The following is a 16,592-nucleotide window of genomic DNA, read 5'->3' on the forward strand; positions in this document are numbered from 1 at the left end:
GGTGGATACCGTTTTTTTGAGAAAAGTCTGACGTAATACCTGCGTTATTTCTGCTTTTCAAACCGATAGAACAGGTTGGGTTCACTGACGATATACAGCGTACCGCTCTCGTCCATGGTCACGCCTTCGGCGCGGGGAATGGTGTCCTTGAGGCCGTTGAAACCGCCCAGCAGGGTCATGAAGCTGACTTGCTCACCCGTCTCATTCAGTTCCAGTAACAGGTGGGAGTCCGCCGACAGCACCAGCATATGCCCGGTACGCGGGTCGATGGCCAGGGCGGACAGGTTGCGCACGTCCAGCTCGGTGCTGGCCCGTTTCTGCTTGTCGCCGGTCAGCGTCTGGCTACCGTCGCTCTTCCAGGTAAACAGGGCCGGCGGGCGCTCTTCGCCCAGCACCAGTTGCTGGTTGCGCTTGTCCCAGGTGATCGCTTCAAAGGCCTTGTTCTGGTCCTTGGACGGGCCCAGGTCATAGCTGGGGAAATCAGCCTTGTTCAAGGCTGTGGTGCCGGCGTCGACCTTGACGATGGTCAGGCTGTGTTCGCGCTCATCGACCACGGCCAACAGGCCATTTTCCATCACCGTCACGCCTTCCGGATTGTTCCAGCCATTGAGCGGCATCTTGCGCAGCACGTCGCCTTGCAGGCTCAACTCCACCAGAAACGGGTTCTTGCCCATCACGGAAAACAGGGTTTTGGTGCTGGGGTTGTAGGAGAGGTCCGAGGCCTCGTCCTTTTCCATACCGGGCAGCAGCTTGGCATCGATGACCGCGTGATAATCCGGCAACCACACGCTGTCCCGGCGTTCGGCCGGGCTTTCGAAACGCTCCAGCACCCACAACACACCGCGATCATCCCAGTGCATGGCCCAGGCGATGCCATACAGGATGGCGCCGGCCAGAAACACCCAGGAATACCAGCGCATGGTCAAGCGAGAGCGAAGCGTAGGTTTGGAGGTGGGCAGAGGCACGGCCATTGAGGGCTTTTTCCGGAAGTCAGCTGTAGGGAATAGCACAGGACCCAAAGGCCTGCGTGCAAGAAGCTCGAATTATGCGGATGGCGTGTGAAAAAAATGCAAAACCAAAAATGTACACAGAACTCATGTGGGAGGGGGCTTGCCCCCGATTGCAGTGTGTCAGCCAGTGTATGTTTAGCTGACTCACCGCTATCGGGGGCAAGCCCCCTCCCACATTTTTTACAGCATGTATGCAGACAGTCAGCGCACCACGCTTTCGAAGCGATTCACGCCCGACAATTCCAGCACCAGCTCATCACCGACATTCAACGGCCCTACGCCAGCCGGCGTGCCGGTCAGGATCACATCACCCGCCTGCAGCGAGAAGCAGCCGGCCATGTGCTGGATCATCGGCACGATCGGGTTGAGCATCTGCGCGCTGTTGCCGTCCTGGCGGACTTCGCCGTTGATGGTCAGGCGAATGCCGATATCGGTCACGTCCGCAAAGGTGCTGCCGACCACGAAGGGCGCGATCACCGCCGCGCCGTCGAACGACTTGGCGATCTCCCACGGCAGACCCTTGGCTTTCAACTCGGCCTGCTTGTCGCGCAGGGTCAGGTCCAGGGCCGGGGCGAAGCCGGAGATGGCGTCCAGCACTTCTTCACGGCTTGGCTTGTTCGACAGCGGCTTGCCGATCAACACGGCGATTTCCGCTTCGTAATGCACCGAACCGCGCTCGGTAGGAATGGTGAATCCGCCTTCCAGCGGCACCACGCAACTGCCCGGCTTGATGAACAGCAACGGCTCGGTCGGCACCGGGTTGTCCAGTTCCTTGGCGTGTTCGGCGTAGTTACGCCCGATACACACCACTTTACCCACTGGAAAGTGGATGTTGGTGCCGTCGACATACTTGTGCTGGTAGCTCATGGAACGACTCCTTAAAAAGCGTCCTTAAACAGCGAAGATCTTGCCTGGGTTCATGATCCCGTTCGGGTCGAACACCGCTTTCACGGCCTTCATGTATTCGATTTCAACCGGTGAGCGGCTGTAGGTCAGGTAATCGCGCTTGGTCATGCCCACGCCGTGTTCGGCGGAGATCGAGCCGTTGTATTTGGCCACGGTCTCGAACACCCATTTGTTCACGGTAGCGCACTTGGCGAAGAACTCGTCCTTGCTCAGGTTTTCCGGCTTGAGGATGTTCAGGTGCAGGTTACCGTCGCCAATGTGGCCAAACCAGACGATTTCGAAATCCGGGTAGTGCTCGCCGACGATCGCGTCAATTTCACTCAGGAATGCCGGCACTTTGGAAACTGTTACCGAGATATCGTTCTTGTACGGCGTCCAGTGGGAAATCGTCTCGGAGATGTACTCGCGCAGCTTCCACAGGTTATGCAGCTGGGTCTCGCTCTGGCTCATCACGCCATCCAGCACCCAGCCTTGCTCGACGCAGTGTTCAAAGGTTTCCAGGGCGTGATTGGCGACTTCCTCGGTGGTGGCTTCGAATTCCAGCAGCGCATAGAACGGGCACTCCGTTTCGAACGGCGCCGGCACATCGCCGCGGCCGAGGACTTTGGCCAGGGCCTTGTCGGAAAAGAATTCGAAAGCGGTCAGGTCCAGCTTGCTCTGGAAGGCGTGCAGCACCGGCATGATCGAGTCGAAGTCGGTGGTGCCGAGCACCATGGCGGTCAGGTTTTTCGGCGCGCGGTCCAGGCGCATGGTGGCTTCCACCACGAAGCCCAGGGTGCCTTCGGCGCCGATGAACAGCTGGCGCATGTCGTAACCGGTGGCGTTCTTGATCAGGTCGCGGTTCAGTTCCAGCACATCACCCTTGCCGGTGACGACCTTCATCCCGGCCACCCAGTTACGGGTCATGCCGTAGCGAATGACCTTGATCCCGCCGGCATTGGTGCCGATATTGCCGCCAATCTGGCTGGAACCGGACGAGGCAAAGTCCACCGGGTAGTACAACCCGTTTTCTTCAGCGACGTTCTGCAATTGCTTGGTGACCACGCCCGGCTGGCACACCGCGGTGCGGTCGGTGAGGTTCACATCGAGAATCTGGTTCATATAGTCGAACGACACCACCACTTCGCCATTGGCCGCAACCGCCGCCGCCGACAGGCCCGTGCGACCACCGGATGGCACCAGCGCCACCTTGTGTGTATTGGCCCAACGGACGATGGCCTGCACCTGCTCGGTGGTCTTGGGGAAGACGATGGCGGTGGGTGCTGGAGCGAAGTGCTTGGTCCAATCCTTGCCGTAAGTCTCCAGGGAGTCGGCGTCGGTCAGCACTTTGCCGGGCTCAACCAGGGTCTTCAGCTCATCAATCAGGGCAGGATGGGTCATCGACAGAACTCTCGAACAATTCATGGTCATCCTGAGAACGCTTCACGTCGCAGGAATAGGTGTTTAGCGGGGCGCGTATGCTAGCATACCGCCCCCGCAGGACAGAGCCCAAGGGCGTTTCTGCGGTGACGGCTTTCCTGCCGTCCGGGTCAGCTTGCGCTGCTCGACTCCCTGCCAATTTTCTCCGGGATACAGGTTTACGCAGATGAGCAAGACTTCTCTCGATAAGAGCAAGATCAAGTTCCTTCTTCTGGAAGGCGTCCACCCATCGGCTGTCGACGTTCTGAAAGCCGCCGGGTACACCAGCATTGAGTACATCACCAGTTCTCTGCCGGAAGCCCAGCTCAAGGAAAAGATCGCCGACGCGCACTTTATCGGCATTCGCTCCCGCACTCAGCTGACCGAAGAGATCTTCGACCACGCCAAGAAACTCGTGGCGGTCGGCTGTTTCTGCATCGGCACCAACCAGGTCGACCTCAACGCAGCGCGCGAGCGCGGCATCGCGGTGTTCAACGCACCTTACTCCAACACCCGTTCCGTCGCGGAGCTGGTGCTGGCCGAGGCCATCCTGCTGTTGCGCGGTATCCCGGAGAAGAACGCGTCCTGCCACCGTGGCGGCTGGATCAAGAGCGCGGCCAACTCCTTCGAAATCCGTGGCAAGAAGCTGGGTATCGTCGGTTACGGCTCGATCGGCACGCAACTGTCGGTATTGGCTGAAGGCCTGGGGATGCAGGTGTTCTTCTATGACACCCTGACCAAGCTGCCACTGGGCAACGCTACCCAGGTCTCGAGCCTGACCGAACTGCTGGGCATGTCCGACATCGTCACCCTGCACGTTCCGGAAACCGCTGAAACCCAGTGGATGATCGGCGAGAAGGAAATCCGCGCCATCAAGAAGGGCGGGATCCTGATCAACGCCGCGCGCGGCACTGTGGTCGAGCTGGACGCCCTGGCCGACGCGATCAAGGACAAGCACCTGATCGGCGCCGCCATCGACGTGTTCCCGGTAGAGCCACGCTCCAACGACGACATCTTCGAAAGCCCGCTGCGTGGCCTGGACAACGTGATCCTGACTCCGCACATCGGCGGCTCCACCGCTGAAGCCCAGGCCAACATCGGCCTGGAAGTGTCGGAAAAGCTGGTCAAGTACAGCGACAACGGTACCTCGGTATCGTCGGTGAACTTCCCGGAAGTGGCCCTGCCGGCTCACCCTGGCAAGCACCGCCTGCTGCACATCCACCAGAACATTCCAGGTGTGATGATGGAGATCAACAAGGTCTTCGCGGAAAACGGTATCAACATCTCCGGTCAGTTCCTGCAGACCAACGAGAAGGTCGGCTACGTGGTCATCGACGTCGACGCCGAGTACTCGGACCTGGCGCAAGAGAAGCTGCAGCACATCAACGGCACTATCCGTAGCCGGGTGTTGTTTTAAGAGCAGTTGCAAGCGGCAAGTTGCAAGCGGCAAGATAAAAGCTGTCGCTTGCAGCTTGTAACTTGAAGCTTGCCGCAAAAAAAACGGGAGCCCCGCAAGGGACTCCCGTTTTTTTTATTTCACATTAACCGTGATGACTTTCGAGGCTACAGTCGGGTCGAACTGCATGTGCAGTTTGTCGCCAGCCACCAGTTGCAAGGTGTGCTTGCCGGGCGTCAGGGTCAGTTCGGTTTCGGTCTGGGCCTTGCCGTAATGGATAACGGTGTCGGTGGCCGGGATCGGCAGTTTTGCATCCGGCAATGCTTTCTGGTCGATCAGCAGGTGGTGGTGGCCGGTGCCGGCAGCCTGGTCGGTGGCCGGTGCCAGTTTCAGGCCTTCCATGCCGAATTTCACAGTGAACGTCTTGTCGACGGTCGCGCCGTCTTTAGGCGAGACGATGAATACTTTCGCGCCTTCAGGTGGAGCGCTGCGCGGGATGCCGTCGGCGGCAGTGGCCAACATCGAAGCACCCAGCATCAGGGAGGCCAGGGTTGCACGGGACAAAAAGGCTTTCATTCGCTTCTCCAGTTTTTGGTGAAATCTGTAGGGTTATGACAACTTCGCGACAAATTGCTGTCCAAGGCACTCGATACCATAGCAAAGCGATGCTGAACGGCGTCTCGCCCGTACGAATTCTTTAGGAGTGACCATGCGCTTTTCGCCTGGCCTGTTACTGCTGCTTCCCCTTCTAAGCTCGCTGGCTCATGCCGAGCTGATCGATGACGTCAATGATCGCGGTGAGCTGCGCATTGCCCTTGAAGCCAACACCCCACCCTACAATTTCAAGGAAGGCGAGAAACTCACCGGCTTTGAAGTCGAGCTGGGTGAACTGCTGGCCAAGGAAATGGACGTGCGTTCCTCGTTTATCACCACCGATGACGCCGACCTGCTACCTGGTGTGGCGACCGGCAAATATGACGTGGCGATTAACCATATCGCTATGACTGCCGAGCTTAAGGATCAGTTCGATGTCAGCGCGGCTTATCACCAGAAGCCTGAGCTGGTGATCCCGTTCCAGAAGGGCAACCCAGCATTCAAGACAAGCCTGGACGGTGCGTTGAAGCGGGTGAAGGATGATGGACGCTTGAAGGCGCTGGAACAGAAGTGGTTCGAAAAAAGCACACCGCAGTGACCCATGTGGGAGGGGGCTTGCCCCCTCCCACATTTTTCTTCAGAACCTTTCGCACGGTTAAAACGGCTCGTTACCGCGCCGACGGAACCAGCCGGTCAGGGACAGGCGTTCACGCGTGGCCGGCAGGACTTCGTGGGGCACTTCGCCCGAGAGGAACACCACCAGGCTACCGCCGGTGGGCACCACGTCGTGTTCGAGGCCACCCTTGAGGTACATGCGCAACTGGCCGCCGTGTTCAGGCAGCCAGGCGTCGTTCAGATAGATCACGGCCGAGACCATGCGCCGGTCATCATCGCGGAAACGATCCACGTGCTTGAGGTAGAACGCCCCGGGCGGGTACATCGCGAAGTGGCTTTCGAAATCTTCCAGGCCAAGAAACAAGCCACGGTTCATCGCCAGGCGCAGGCTGTCCATCACCGCCATGTAGGTGTCGCAGACGACGGCGTCGCCCTCTTCCAGCCATTGGATGTGGTCGCCGCGAATCCCCTCGCGAATTTCCTGGGCCAGCCCGCGCCCCACCCCTGCCGGTGCCAGTTCACCTTGCGCCGCACGTTTACGGCACTCAGCCGCCAGCTCCAGGGTCAGAGCCTGGGGCAGGAAGGCATTCTGCTGCGACCAGCCTTTTTCGGCCAAGTCGTCGACAATGCGTTGCAGCAGCGGGTGATCGAGGGGTATTTGCATGGCGCGCATAGTATCCATACGCCTGTGAATCCGACAGCGCCGTCGAGCGTCTGAATACACTTTAGTCAGGTGACTGATAGGACTTCTCGACAAATCCTACGCCCGACACGGACAATAGTGGCCGACTGACAGGAGTCCTTATGCGTCGTTTGTTTTTTTCCTTGCTGATGTTCTGCGTTTTGCCCGCCTGGGCAGACGGCCATGACCAGTTGTACAAGGTCGCCGGCTGGGCCGAACAACGTGCGCATTTCAATGACGCCCTCGCCGCCGCCCAACAGCGTTACCGCAACAGCTTGCCGCCGGCGGTGTACCAGGCGCTGGTGGACAACAGCAGCAAACGCTTCGCGGCCCAGGCCATGGACCAGCGTGCCGAGGCCCAACTGCGCAAACACCTGGCGGACCCGAAACCGGCCCTGGCTTTTTTCCAGTCGCCCCTGGGGCGCAAGATCGTCGCCGCCGAATTGCTCGCCACGCGTCGCGACCAATTGGCGAAGAACGCACAGGGCCTGCCGAAAATTCAAGCCGACGCTACTCGCAGCCTGATCATCGGCCACCTGGCCCAGGCCCTGCCCGCACGCGAAGCCGGCGCCGAAGTCAGCCTGGCGATTGCCGGCGTGGCGGCCGACAGCTTGAGCCAGATGATCCCGGGCCTGTTGGGCGGCGGTCAGGCCCAAGGCATGTTGAATGGCCAGCGTGAGCGACTGATGCAGCAGATCGACAAGGACCTGAATAACACGCTGCTCTACGTCTACCGGGATTTGTCTGACCCGGAGCTGGAAGAATTCGCAACGTTCGCCGAATCGCCGGAAGGCAAGGCGTATTACCAGGCGGCGCTCGCCGCCATCCGCGCAGGGCTGGCTGTGGGCCAAAGCACCTCAAGCCTGACGCAGTAGAAATGTGGGAGGGGGCTTGCCCCCGATGGCGCCGGGTCAGCCACACATAAGTTGACTGACCCATTGCTATCGGGGGCAAGCCCCCTCCCACATTTGGAATGCGCTACTTCAGTTGGTCTGTCAGATACCTGAAGTACTCTTGGCGAATTTCTGGAATTTCATTGGCCAGGTGATGCCTGCCGCGCTTGAGCATCAGCACCTGCGGCTGGTCGAACTTGCTGCGCAGCACCTGCAAATTATGCTGCCAATCCACCGTCATATCCTCTTCGCCCTGCACGATCACCGGCCGCCGTGAGCTAGCCGGCGCCGCTTCGATGCGCTTGATCCAGCGTGCCAGGGCGCCTACCCAAGCGGTGGGCAGTTGGCGCGGTTGCAGCGGGTCGGCTTCGAGAAAAGGTTTGAAGGCCGGGTCGTTGGAGTTGTCGCTGAACCGCCGCGCAATGCCTTTGACGAAAGGGCGCAGCAGGTAATAGCTGAGCTGGGACCAGCCCCAGGCACGCGGACGTACCAGCGGCGAGAGCAGAAAGGTCTTGCCCTGGGCCGGGCTCTCGGCGCCGTGGTTGAGCAGGTGGTCCACCAAGATGGCCCCGCCCGTGCTTTGCCCGAACAGGTGCCAGGGCTGCGGCAGCTGCAGTGTCTTGGCCTCGACAAACAACGCCTGCACGACATCCTGATACACCGCAAACTCATCAATGCTGGCGCGCGCGCCGCTGGACAAGCCATGGCCGGGCAGGTCGCAGGCGATCACCACAAAGCCCTGGTCCAACGCCCATTCCACTACGTGGCGGTACAGCCCCATATGGTCGTAGAAGCCGTGGAACATGAACATCGTTGCCACGGGCACGGGCGGCCACCACACCTGCGCCACCACCTCGAACCCGTCCACCTCCAAGCGCCCCAGACGGCTCACGGCCGGCACCTTGCGCGCGCCCAGGTCGAGGCCATAGAAACGTTGATAGACCCTCGCCTCGGCTGACAGAGGCTGCGCATCCACCAGCGGCCGCAAGCTCTCGCGCAGATGATCAGGGTCAAAGGTGACGGGCATAAAGGCTTCCAGACTGACGGTGAAGATGAATATCGAGCTGCGATATTCATCTGTCAGGACAAGCATGGCAAGCTACGCGACCCGCGAGGATACATCTGAATGCGACAACCCTACCGCACTGCCTTGTTCGCCAGCCTGGTGCTGATTATCTGCGCCGGCGTGCTGTGGGCCGCGTATGACTGGTTCCAGGGGCGTTACCTGCGCGCCTTCAGCGAGCACACGGCGGTGTTCTCCGGCGACGCGCTGCAACTGCCCGCCGCACTGCGCGGCCCCGGCCCGATTCGCCTGGTGCACTTCTGGGACCCGGCCTGCCCGTGCAATGTTGGCAACCAGCAACACCTGGGCGAGCTGATCGAGCAATATGCGCCGCAAGGTGTCGAGTTCTACGCGCTGCAAAAAGCCGGCAGCCACGGCGTGCTGCCGGACAACCTGGGCCAGATGAAAACCCTCGACGCCCTGCCCGGCGCCGATCAGGTACCGGCAAGCCCCGCCGTGGGCATTTGGGACCGTACCGGCAAGCTGGCGTATTTCGGCCCCTACAGCGAAGGGTTGACCTGCAATTCCAGCAACAGCTTTATCGAGCCCATCCTCAAGGCCCTGCAGGCCGGGCGCGAAGTGAATGCCACGCACACCCTGGCGGTGGGCTGCTATTGTTCGTGGCCTAAGGATCCGTAGTCCGTCCATTCTGGGTTAAGGAAAGTCGATGAAGCGTGTCTTGCAGGCTCTTGCGGTACTGGTTGTGCTGGTCGCCCTCGGCGCCGGCTGGTACGTCTACAGCAAGCAACCGACCCGCCAGGGCACGGTCACGCTGGCGCACCTGCAAGGCTCGGTCACGGTGCGCTACGACGACCGTGGCGTGCCGCATATCCGTGCCGGCAACGAGGCCGACCTGTACCGCGCCCTGGGCTATGTGCACGCCCAGGACCGGCTGTTCCAGATGGAGATCATGCGCCGCCTGGCCCGTGGCGAACTGGCCGAAGTGCTGGGGCCCAAGCTGCTGGAGACCGATAAGCTGTTTCGCAGCCTGCAGATTCGCGAGCGCGCCTTGGGTTACGTTGAGCACATGGACCCCGAGTCGGCCTCCTCGAAGGCCCTGCAAGCTTACCTGGACGGGATCAACCAGTATCAGGCCAGCCACGCCAGCCCGATGGAATTCGACGTACTGGGCATCCCCAAGCGCCCCTTCACCGCCGAGGACTCCATCAGTGTCGCCGGGTATATGGCCTACAGCTTTGCCGCGGCCTTTCGTACCGAACCCCTGCTGACTTACGTACGCGACCAGTTGGGCGGCGACTACCTCAAGGTCTTCGACCTCGACTGGCAACCCAAAGGCGCCCTCAACCTGGCGGCCGACGACTGGAAGACCCTGGGCGCCCTCGCCAACCTGACTGAGCAAGCTCTGGCCGACAACGGCCTGCCGCAATTCGAAGGCAGCAATGCCTGGGCCGTCAGCGGCAGCCGCACCCAGAGCGGCAAGCCTTTGCTGGCGGGCGACCCGCATATTCGTTTCTCGGTGCCATCGGTGTGGTACGAGGCGCAGCTGTCGGCGCCCGGCTTTGAGCTGTATGGCTACCACAACGCGCTGGTGCCGGTGGCCTTCCTGGGGCACAACCTGGATTTCGGCTGGAGCCTGACCATGTTCCAGAACGACGACCTCGACCTGATCGCCGAGAAGGTCAACCCGGCCAACCCCAATCAGGTCTGGTATCACGGCCAGTGGGTCGACATGAGCAGCAGCGAGCAGCAGATCCAGGTCAAGGGGCAGGCCCCGGTCACCCTCACCCTGCGCCGCTCGCCCCACGGCCCGATCGTCAATGACGTACTCGGTGAAAACGCCGGCAGCACGCCCATCGCCATGTGGTGGGCGTTCCTCGACAGCGAAAACCCGATCCTCGAAGGTTTCTACCAGCTCAACCGGGCCGATTCCCTGGTCAAGGCACGTGCTGCGGCGTCCAAGGTTTCGGCGCCGGGGCTGAACATCGTGTGGGCCAATGCCAAGGGTGATATCGGCTGGTGGGCGGCGGCGCAGTTGCCGATACGCCCGGCCGGCGTCAACCCGGCGTTCATCCTCGACGGCAGCACCGCCCAGGCCGACAAGCTGGGCTTCTACCCTTTCAGCGCCAACCCCCAGGAAGAAAACCCGGCGCGCGGCTACGTGGTATCGGCCAATGCGCAACCCGCCTCGCCCACCGGCATGGAGATCCCCGGCTATTACAACCTGGCCGACCGTGGCCAACAGTTGAACGCGCAGTTGAGCGACAACAGCGTGAAGTGGAACGTGTACAACAGCCAGGCCCTGCAACTGGGCACCACCACCGCCTTTGGCCCGCGCCTGCTGGCGCCGCTGCTGCCGGTGCTGCGTGAGGTGGTCACAGACCCGGCGCAGCTCAAGCTGGTGGAGCAATTGGCAAACTGGAAAGGCGACTACCCGCTGGACTCCACCAGCGCCACCCTGTTCAACCAGTTGCTGTTCAACCTCGCCGACGCGACCTTCCACCCGAAACTGGGCGACGCCCTGTTCAAGACCCTGCTCGGCACCCGCGTGATCGACGCAGCCTTGCCACGCCTGGCGGCCTCGCCGGATTCACCGTGGTGGAACGGCACGCGAGCGGCCACCGTCAAGCTGGCCTGGGACAACAGCCTGGCGCATCTGAAAGCCACCTTCGGCGATGATCCGTCCCTGTGGCAGTGGGGCAAAGCGCACACCCTGACCCACGGCCATCCGCTGGGCATGCAGAAGCCGCTGGACAGGCTATTCAACGTGGGCCCCTTCGCCGCACCGGGCAGCCACGAAGTGCCGAACAACCAGACCGCCATGATCGGCCCGGCTCCCTGGCCGGTGACCTATGGCCCCTCGACCCGTCGCCTGATCGACTTCGCCGACGCAGCCCATGCCCTGACCATCAACCCGGTGGGGCAAAGCGGCGTGCCGTTCGATACGCACTACAGTGACCAGGCGCAAACCTATATCGAAGGCGGCTACGAGCAAGCGCATTTCAGCGAAGAGGAAATCACGGCCAATACCCGTGGCACCTTGAAACTGTTGCCGGCCAGATAGCTATGTTATGTGGGAGGGGGCTTGCCCCCTTTTAGTTATCGCTACGCGGGCGCTGCAAAATTGAGCCTGAACTGCTGCGGTGTCACCCCCAGCCGACGGTTGAACACACTGCGCATGTGCTGGGCGTCGCGAAACCCGCATTGGTAGGCCACTGTCTTGAGCGGCGCGTGCGTGCTTTCGAGCATGACCCGCGCCGCGTCCACCCGCGCCCTTTCCACAAATTCCGCAGGCGTGATCCGCGCTTCACGGGCGAACACCCTGGAGAAATTGCGCGCGCTCATGTTCGCCGCCCTGGCCAGGTCGGCGATGCCCAGGTCCCCGGTCAGGTTCGCCAGCACGTACAACTGCACCTGCGCCACCGCCGAGGTGGTTTCGGCATGGGGCGCAAGGAACGGGCTGAACTGCGACTGCCCGCCCGAGCGCTGGGTGAACACCACCAGGCGCTTGGCCACGCTCAACGCCACTTCCGGGCCATGATCCTGGGCCAGCAGGTAGAGCGACAGGTCTATCCCCGCCGTGACCCCGGCCGAGGTGTAGAGGTTGCCGTCCTGCACATACAGACGGTCGGCTTCGACGCGGGTCGAGGGGCATAACCGGGCCAGGTCGGCGGCGTCACCCCAATGGGTGGTGACGGTTTTACCGTCGAGCAGACCGGCGCGAGCCAGCATGAAGGCGCCATTGCAGATCGAACCGAAGCGCTGCGCCCGGGCCGCGGCGGCGCGCAGCCAGTCATCGAACGCCGGGCCGAAATCCTCGAACGGTAACTGCGGGCCTCCGGCGACCAGCAACAAGTCATAGGCACGCAGGGCCTGGCTGTAATGCGTGTGAGCCTGCAACGACAGACCGTTGGAACACGCCATGCTGCCGTGAGCAAAGCCGATGACGTCCAGTTGGTAGTGGTCTGCGGGCGCGAGGAAACGGTTCGCCTCGCAGAACACATCCATAGGCCCGGTCACGTCCAGCGACTGGACACCGGGGAAGATCAGGATCGCAACGGTTTTGCCCATGAACACAGATACCTTTTTGGCTGAATAAAACGCAAAACCCTGTGGGAGGGGGCTTGCCCCCGATAGCAGTGGGTCAGTCAGCACAGCGGATACTGATACACCGCCATCGGGGGCAAGCCCCCTCCCACATTTTGATTGTCGCAAGCCTTACCCTAGCCGATTTTGCCTTGGCACGATGTGTCGGCACATTGGCCGAGATCGCACCTTCGCCGCGATGGCCCCTTGGCGAGGGTGCGACCAGACTGGATGCTTTCCAGAGGAGAGCCACCATGAGCACCACCATCGCCGGCATCAAGATCCCCGACAGCGCCCTGGCCAGGGCCACCACGGAATATATCCGCGACATCGAGTCCGACCTGCTCTACCACCACTCCCGCCGGGTGTTCCTGTTCGGTGCATTGAGCGGTGAACGCAAGCAGTTGGCCTACAACCCCGAGTTGCTGTACGTCGGCGCGATGTTCCACGACCTGGGCCTGGTGGAGGGCCACCGCAGCGACAACGAGCGCTTCGAAGTGGACGGCGCCAACGCGGCGGCGGCCTTCCTCAAGCCGTATGGGCTCAGTGATGACGATATCGAACAAGTGTGGCTATCGATTGCCCTGCACACCACGCCGGGCGTGCCGCAGCATCTGCGCCCGACCGTGGCGCTGGTGACTGCAGGGGTGGAAATGGATGTATTGGGCATGGACTACGCCGCCTTCAGCAGCGTGCAGCGCGAGGCGGTGGTGCATGCGCATCCACGGGGCGAGGGGTTCAAGGAATGCATCATCTGCGCCTTCGCCGACGGCTTGCGCCATCGTCCGCAGACCACGTTTGGCAACGTGAAGACCGATGTGCTGGTGGATCAGGAGCCGGGGTTCAAGCCGATGAACTTTGTGGAGGTGATTCGTAAATCGCCCTGGGCTTGAAACCCAATCAAATGTGGGAGGGGGCTTGCCCCCGATGGCGGTGTACCAGTATCAGATGAGCTGACTGAAACACTGCTATCGGGGGCAAGCCCCCTCCCACATTTGGACCTCACCAGGCTTCAGACCGGCGCAGGCGCCCGGCGTTTGTCCGGTTGCTGCCAGCCATCGGCGGCGGCTTCTTCGATGGCTTGCTGAATGGCCTTCTTGCGATGCTCCTCGGCCCGACGGCTGAAGAACCACACCAGGAAGGTCACCAGGGACACCGCCAGCAGAATCAGGCTGGCCACCGCGTTGATCTCAGGTTTAACCCCAAGCCGCACGGCGGAGAACACTTCCATCGGCAAGGTGGTCGAGCCCGGCCCGGACACGAAGCTGGCCAGTACCAGGTCATCCAGCGACAGCGCGAACGACATCATACCGCCCGCCGCCAGGGAGGGCGCGATCATCGGGATGGTGATCAGGAAGAACACCTTCCACGGCCGCGCCCCCAGGTCCATCGCCGCTTCTTCGATCGACAGGTCCAGCTCACGCAAGCGCGCCGACACCACCACCGCCACATACGCCGCGCAGAAGGTGGTATGGGCGATCCAGATGGTGACGATGCCACGCTCCTGAGGCCAGCCGATCATCTGCGCCATGGCCACGAACAGCAGCAACAGCGACAGACCGGTAATCACTTCCGGCATCACCAACGGCGCCGTAACCAGGCCGCCGAACAGCGTGCGCCCCTTGAACTGGCTGATGCGCGTCAGCACGAATGCCGCCAGCGTACCCAGCGCCACTGCGGCCACCGCCGTGTAGCAGGCGATTTCCAGGGAGCGCGCCACCGAGCCCATCAGCTGGGTGTTGTCCAGCAGGCCCACGTACCACTTGATCGACCAACCGCCCCACACCGTCACCAGTTTGGATTCGTTGAACGAGTAGATCACCAGAATCAGCATCGGCAGGTAGATGAACAGCAACCCCACCACCAGCATGAAGCTTGAAAATCTGAAGCGCTTCATATCTTGCCCTCCAACTCTTTGGCTTGGCTGCGGTTGAACAGGATGATAGGCACGATCAGGATCGCCAGCATCACCACGGCCAATGCGGAGGCCACCGGCCAGTCACGGTTGTTGAAGAATTCCTGCCACAGCACCTTACCGATCATCAGGGTTTCCGGGCCGCCGAGCAGTTCAGGAATCACGAACTCGCCCACCACCGGGATAAACACCAGCATGCAGCCGGCGATGATGCCGTTCTTGGACAACGGCACGGTGATCTTCCAGAAGCTGTTGAAGGTGCTCGAACCCAGGTCCGATGCCGCTTCCAGCAGGCTCTGATCATGCTTCACCAGGTTGGCGTACAGCGGCAGGATCATGAACGGCAGGTATGAATAGACCACGCCGATATACACCGCGATGTTGGTGTTGAGGATCTGCAGCGGTTCGTTGATCAGCCCCATGGACATCAGGAAGCCGTTGAGCAAGCCGTTGTTGCTGAGGATGCCCATCCACGCATAGACGCGGATCAGGATCGCGGTCCAGGTCGGCATCATGATCAGCAGCACCAGCACCGTTTGCATTTCCTTGCGCGCGGTGGCGATGGCGTAGGCCATCGGGTAGCCGATCAGCAGGCACAGCAGCGTGCTGAAAAAAGCCATCTTCAGCGAGCCCAGGTAGGCGGCGATGTAGAGCTCATCGCCCGCCAGCAGGCTGTAGTTGGCCAGGTTCAGCACCACTTGCAGCTTCTGCTCAACGTAAGTGTAGATCTCGGTGTAGGGCGGGATCGCCACATCGGCTTCGGCAAAGCTGATTTTCAATACGATGAAAAACGGCAGGGCGAAAAACAGGAACAGCCACAGGAAGGGAATCCCGATGACCACCTGCTTGCCACTGGGCACGATGCGATCCAAGCGCCGCTTGAATTTCTTCATGTTCATGAGCGAAGTACCACGCCGCTGTCGTCTTCCCACCATACGTACACCTGGTCGCCCCAGGTTGGGCGCTGGCCACGGCGTTCCGCGTTGGCGACAAAGGATTGCACCAGCTTGCCGCTCGGCAGCTCTACGTAGAACACCGAATGGCCGCCCAGGTAGGCGATATCGTGCACCTTCCCGCTGGACCAGTTGTGCTCGCAGGTCGGCATTTGCGTGGTGACCAGCAGTTTTTCCGGGCGGATGGCGTAGGTCACCGACTTGTCTTCCACCGAAGTGGCGATGCCGTAGCCCACGTAGATATCGCGGTCCAGGTCCGGGCACTTGAGCACGGCGTGGCCTTCGGCGTCGTCCACCACTTGGGTGTCGAAGATATTGACGTTGCCGATGAACTCGCACACCAGGCGGCTGGTAGGCGTTTCGTAGATGTCGATCGGGCTGCCGATCTGGGCGATCCACCCAAGGTGCATGATCGCGATGCGCTCGGCCATGGTCATGGCCTCTTCCTGGTCGTGGGTCACCATCACACAGGTCACGCCGACACGTTCGATGATCTCCACCAGCTCCAGTTGCATCTGCGAGCGCAGCTTCTTGTCGAGCGCACCCATCGGTTCATCGAGCAGCAGCAGTTTCGGACGCTTGGCCAGGGAACGGGCCAATGCCACACGCTGGCGCTGGCCACCGGACAGCTGGTGCGGCTTGCGCTTGGCGTACTGGCTCATCTGCACCAGCTTGAGCATTTCGGCCACACGGGCGTCGACTTCCGCCTTGGGGATCTTGTCCTGCTGCAGGCCGAAGGCGATGTTCTGCGCCACGGTCATGTGCGGGAACAAGGCATAGGACTGGAACATCATGTTGATCGGCCGCTCATAGGGCGGCATGTCGGTGATGTCCACCCCATCGAGGTAGATGCGACCTTCAGTCGGGCGTTCGAAACCTGCGAGCATGCGCAGCAGGGTGGACTTGCCCGAACCCGAACCGCCGAGCAAGGCGAAGATCTCGCCTTTCTTGATTTCCAGGGACACATCGTCCACCGCAATCGTCTCGTCGAACTTCTTCGTGACCCGGTCGATTTTGACCAGCACCTTCTTCGGTGTCTGGTCGCCCTCGAGGGCTTTCTTATAGGCGCCGGAGGCAACTGCCATTTACGAAACTCCCAACAAAAAAGAGTGCAGTCCACCCG

General features: G+C 61.3%; 16 protein-coding genes. 6 read left to right on the plus strand and 10 right to left on the minus strand.

Features of this window, described 5'->3' with window-relative positions:
- Positions 1-44 precede the first annotated feature (44 nt).
- The 3 genes from C4J94_RS25935 to C4J94_RS25945 form a co-directional block, all read right to left on the minus strand.
- A complete protein-coding gene (locus tag C4J94_RS25935; protein ID WP_124388647.1) occupies positions 45-971 on the minus strand; it encodes an SdiA-regulated domain-containing protein in 927 nt (308 codons plus the stop codon).
- Between the two features lie 240 nt (positions 972-1,211).
- Positions 1,212-1,877, minus strand: a complete 666-nt coding sequence (locus C4J94_RS25940) for a fumarylacetoacetate hydrolase family protein (protein ID WP_124388648.1) — start codon at positions 1,875-1,877, stop codon at positions 1,212-1,214.
- A 24-nt stretch (positions 1,878-1,901) separates the two neighbouring features.
- Complete coding sequence (locus C4J94_RS25945) at positions 1,902-3,296, minus strand: FAD-binding oxidoreductase (RefSeq protein WP_124388649.1); 1,395 nt, start codon at positions 3,294-3,296, stop codon at positions 1,902-1,904.
- Between the two features lie 205 nt (positions 3,297-3,501).
- Between C4J94_RS25945 and serA the strand changes: the two genes are divergently transcribed.
- Positions 3,502-4,731, plus strand: a complete 1,230-nt coding sequence (gene serA / locus C4J94_RS25955) for a phosphoglycerate dehydrogenase (RefSeq protein WP_003176761.1) — start codon at positions 3,502-3,504, stop codon at positions 4,729-4,731.
- 114 nt (positions 4,732-4,845) lie between these two features.
- On the opposite strand, the gene C4J94_RS25960 is transcribed toward serA, so the two are convergent.
- Positions 4,846-5,286, minus strand: coding sequence for a DUF4399 domain-containing protein (locus C4J94_RS25960; RefSeq protein WP_124388651.1), 441 nt, complete (start codon positions 5,284-5,286; stop codon positions 4,846-4,848).
- Between the two features lie 133 nt (positions 5,287-5,419).
- On the opposite strand from C4J94_RS25960, the gene C4J94_RS25965 reads away from it, so the two are divergent.
- Positions 5,420-5,902, plus strand: a complete 483-nt coding sequence (locus C4J94_RS25965) for a transporter substrate-binding domain-containing protein (protein ID WP_124388652.1) — start codon at positions 5,420-5,422, stop codon at positions 5,900-5,902.
- A gap of 57 nt (positions 5,903-5,959) precedes the next feature.
- Here C4J94_RS25965 and C4J94_RS25970 read toward each other — a convergent pair whose 3' ends face one another.
- Positions 5,960-6,592 carry a 2OG-Fe(II) oxygenase gene (locus tag C4J94_RS25970; RefSeq protein ID WP_124389041.1) on the minus strand — a complete coding sequence of 211 codons (633 nt, stop codon included), beginning with the start codon at positions 6,590-6,592 and terminating at the stop codon, positions 5,960-5,962.
- A gap of 131 nt (positions 6,593-6,723) precedes the next feature.
- On the opposite strand from C4J94_RS25970, the gene C4J94_RS25975 reads away from it, so the two are divergent.
- The gene (locus C4J94_RS25975; RefSeq protein WP_124388653.1) at positions 6,724-7,476 is read left to right on the plus strand and encodes a DUF2059 domain-containing protein; all 753 of its coding nucleotides are present in this window, start codon (positions 6,724-6,726) and stop codon (positions 7,474-7,476) included.
- Between the two features lie 103 nt (positions 7,477-7,579).
- Here the strand turns inward: C4J94_RS25975 and C4J94_RS25980 are convergent, their stop codons facing one another.
- The gene (locus tag C4J94_RS25980; protein ID WP_124389042.1) at positions 7,580-8,521 is read right to left on the minus strand and encodes an alpha/beta hydrolase; all 942 of its coding nucleotides are present in this window, start codon (positions 8,519-8,521) and stop codon (positions 7,580-7,582) included.
- Between the two features lie 99 nt (positions 8,522-8,620).
- Here C4J94_RS25980 and C4J94_RS25985 point away from each other — a divergent pair, with 99 nt between their 5' ends.
- Both C4J94_RS25985 and C4J94_RS25990 read left to right on the plus strand, forming a co-directional pair.
- Positions 8,621-9,196, plus strand: coding sequence for a DUF6436 domain-containing protein (locus C4J94_RS25985; RefSeq protein WP_124388654.1), 576 nt, complete (start codon positions 8,621-8,623; stop codon positions 9,194-9,196).
- 28 nt (positions 9,197-9,224) lie between these two features.
- Positions 9,225-11,579, plus strand: a complete 2,355-nt coding sequence (locus C4J94_RS25990) for a penicillin acylase family protein (RefSeq protein ID WP_124388655.1) — start codon at positions 9,225-9,227, stop codon at positions 11,577-11,579.
- A 41-nt stretch (positions 11,580-11,620) separates the two neighbouring features.
- On the opposite strand, the gene C4J94_RS25995 is transcribed toward C4J94_RS25990, so the two are convergent.
- A complete protein-coding gene (locus tag C4J94_RS25995) occupies positions 11,621-12,586 on the minus strand; it encodes a GlxA family transcriptional regulator (RefSeq protein WP_124388656.1) in 966 nt (321 codons plus the stop codon).
- Between the two features lie 269 nt (positions 12,587-12,855).
- Between C4J94_RS25995 and C4J94_RS26000 the strand changes: the two genes are divergently transcribed.
- A complete protein-coding gene (locus C4J94_RS26000; RefSeq protein ID WP_124388657.1) occupies positions 12,856-13,494 on the plus strand; it encodes an HD domain-containing protein in 639 nt (212 codons plus the stop codon).
- Between the two features lie 119 nt (positions 13,495-13,613).
- Here C4J94_RS26000 and C4J94_RS26005 read toward each other — a convergent pair whose 3' ends face one another.
- The 3 genes from C4J94_RS26005 to C4J94_RS26015 are packed head-to-tail and all read right to left on the minus strand — an operon-like array spanning position 13,614 to position 16,554.
- Positions 13,614-14,498, minus strand: a complete 885-nt coding sequence (locus C4J94_RS26005) for an ABC transporter permease subunit (RefSeq protein ID WP_057723417.1) — start codon at positions 14,496-14,498, stop codon at positions 13,614-13,616.
- Positions 14,495-15,415: an ABC transporter permease subunit gene (locus C4J94_RS26010; RefSeq protein WP_057014223.1), complete on the minus strand. Its 921-nt coding sequence runs from the start codon at positions 15,413-15,415 to the stop codon at positions 14,495-14,497. Before C4J94_RS26010 ends, C4J94_RS26005 begins: the two co-directional genes overlap by 4 nt.
- Positions 15,412-16,554, minus strand: coding sequence for an ABC transporter ATP-binding protein (locus tag C4J94_RS26015; protein WP_057723416.1), 1,143 nt, complete (start codon positions 16,552-16,554; stop codon positions 15,412-15,414). Before C4J94_RS26015 ends, C4J94_RS26010 begins: the two co-directional genes overlap by 4 nt.
- Between the last annotated feature and the right edge of the window lie 38 nt (positions 16,555-16,592).

It is taken from the genome of Pseudomonas sp. R5-89-07 (assembly GCF_003851685.1).
Taxonomy (GTDB): Bacteria; Pseudomonadota; Gammaproteobacteria; order Pseudomonadales; family Pseudomonadaceae; genus Aquipseudomonas.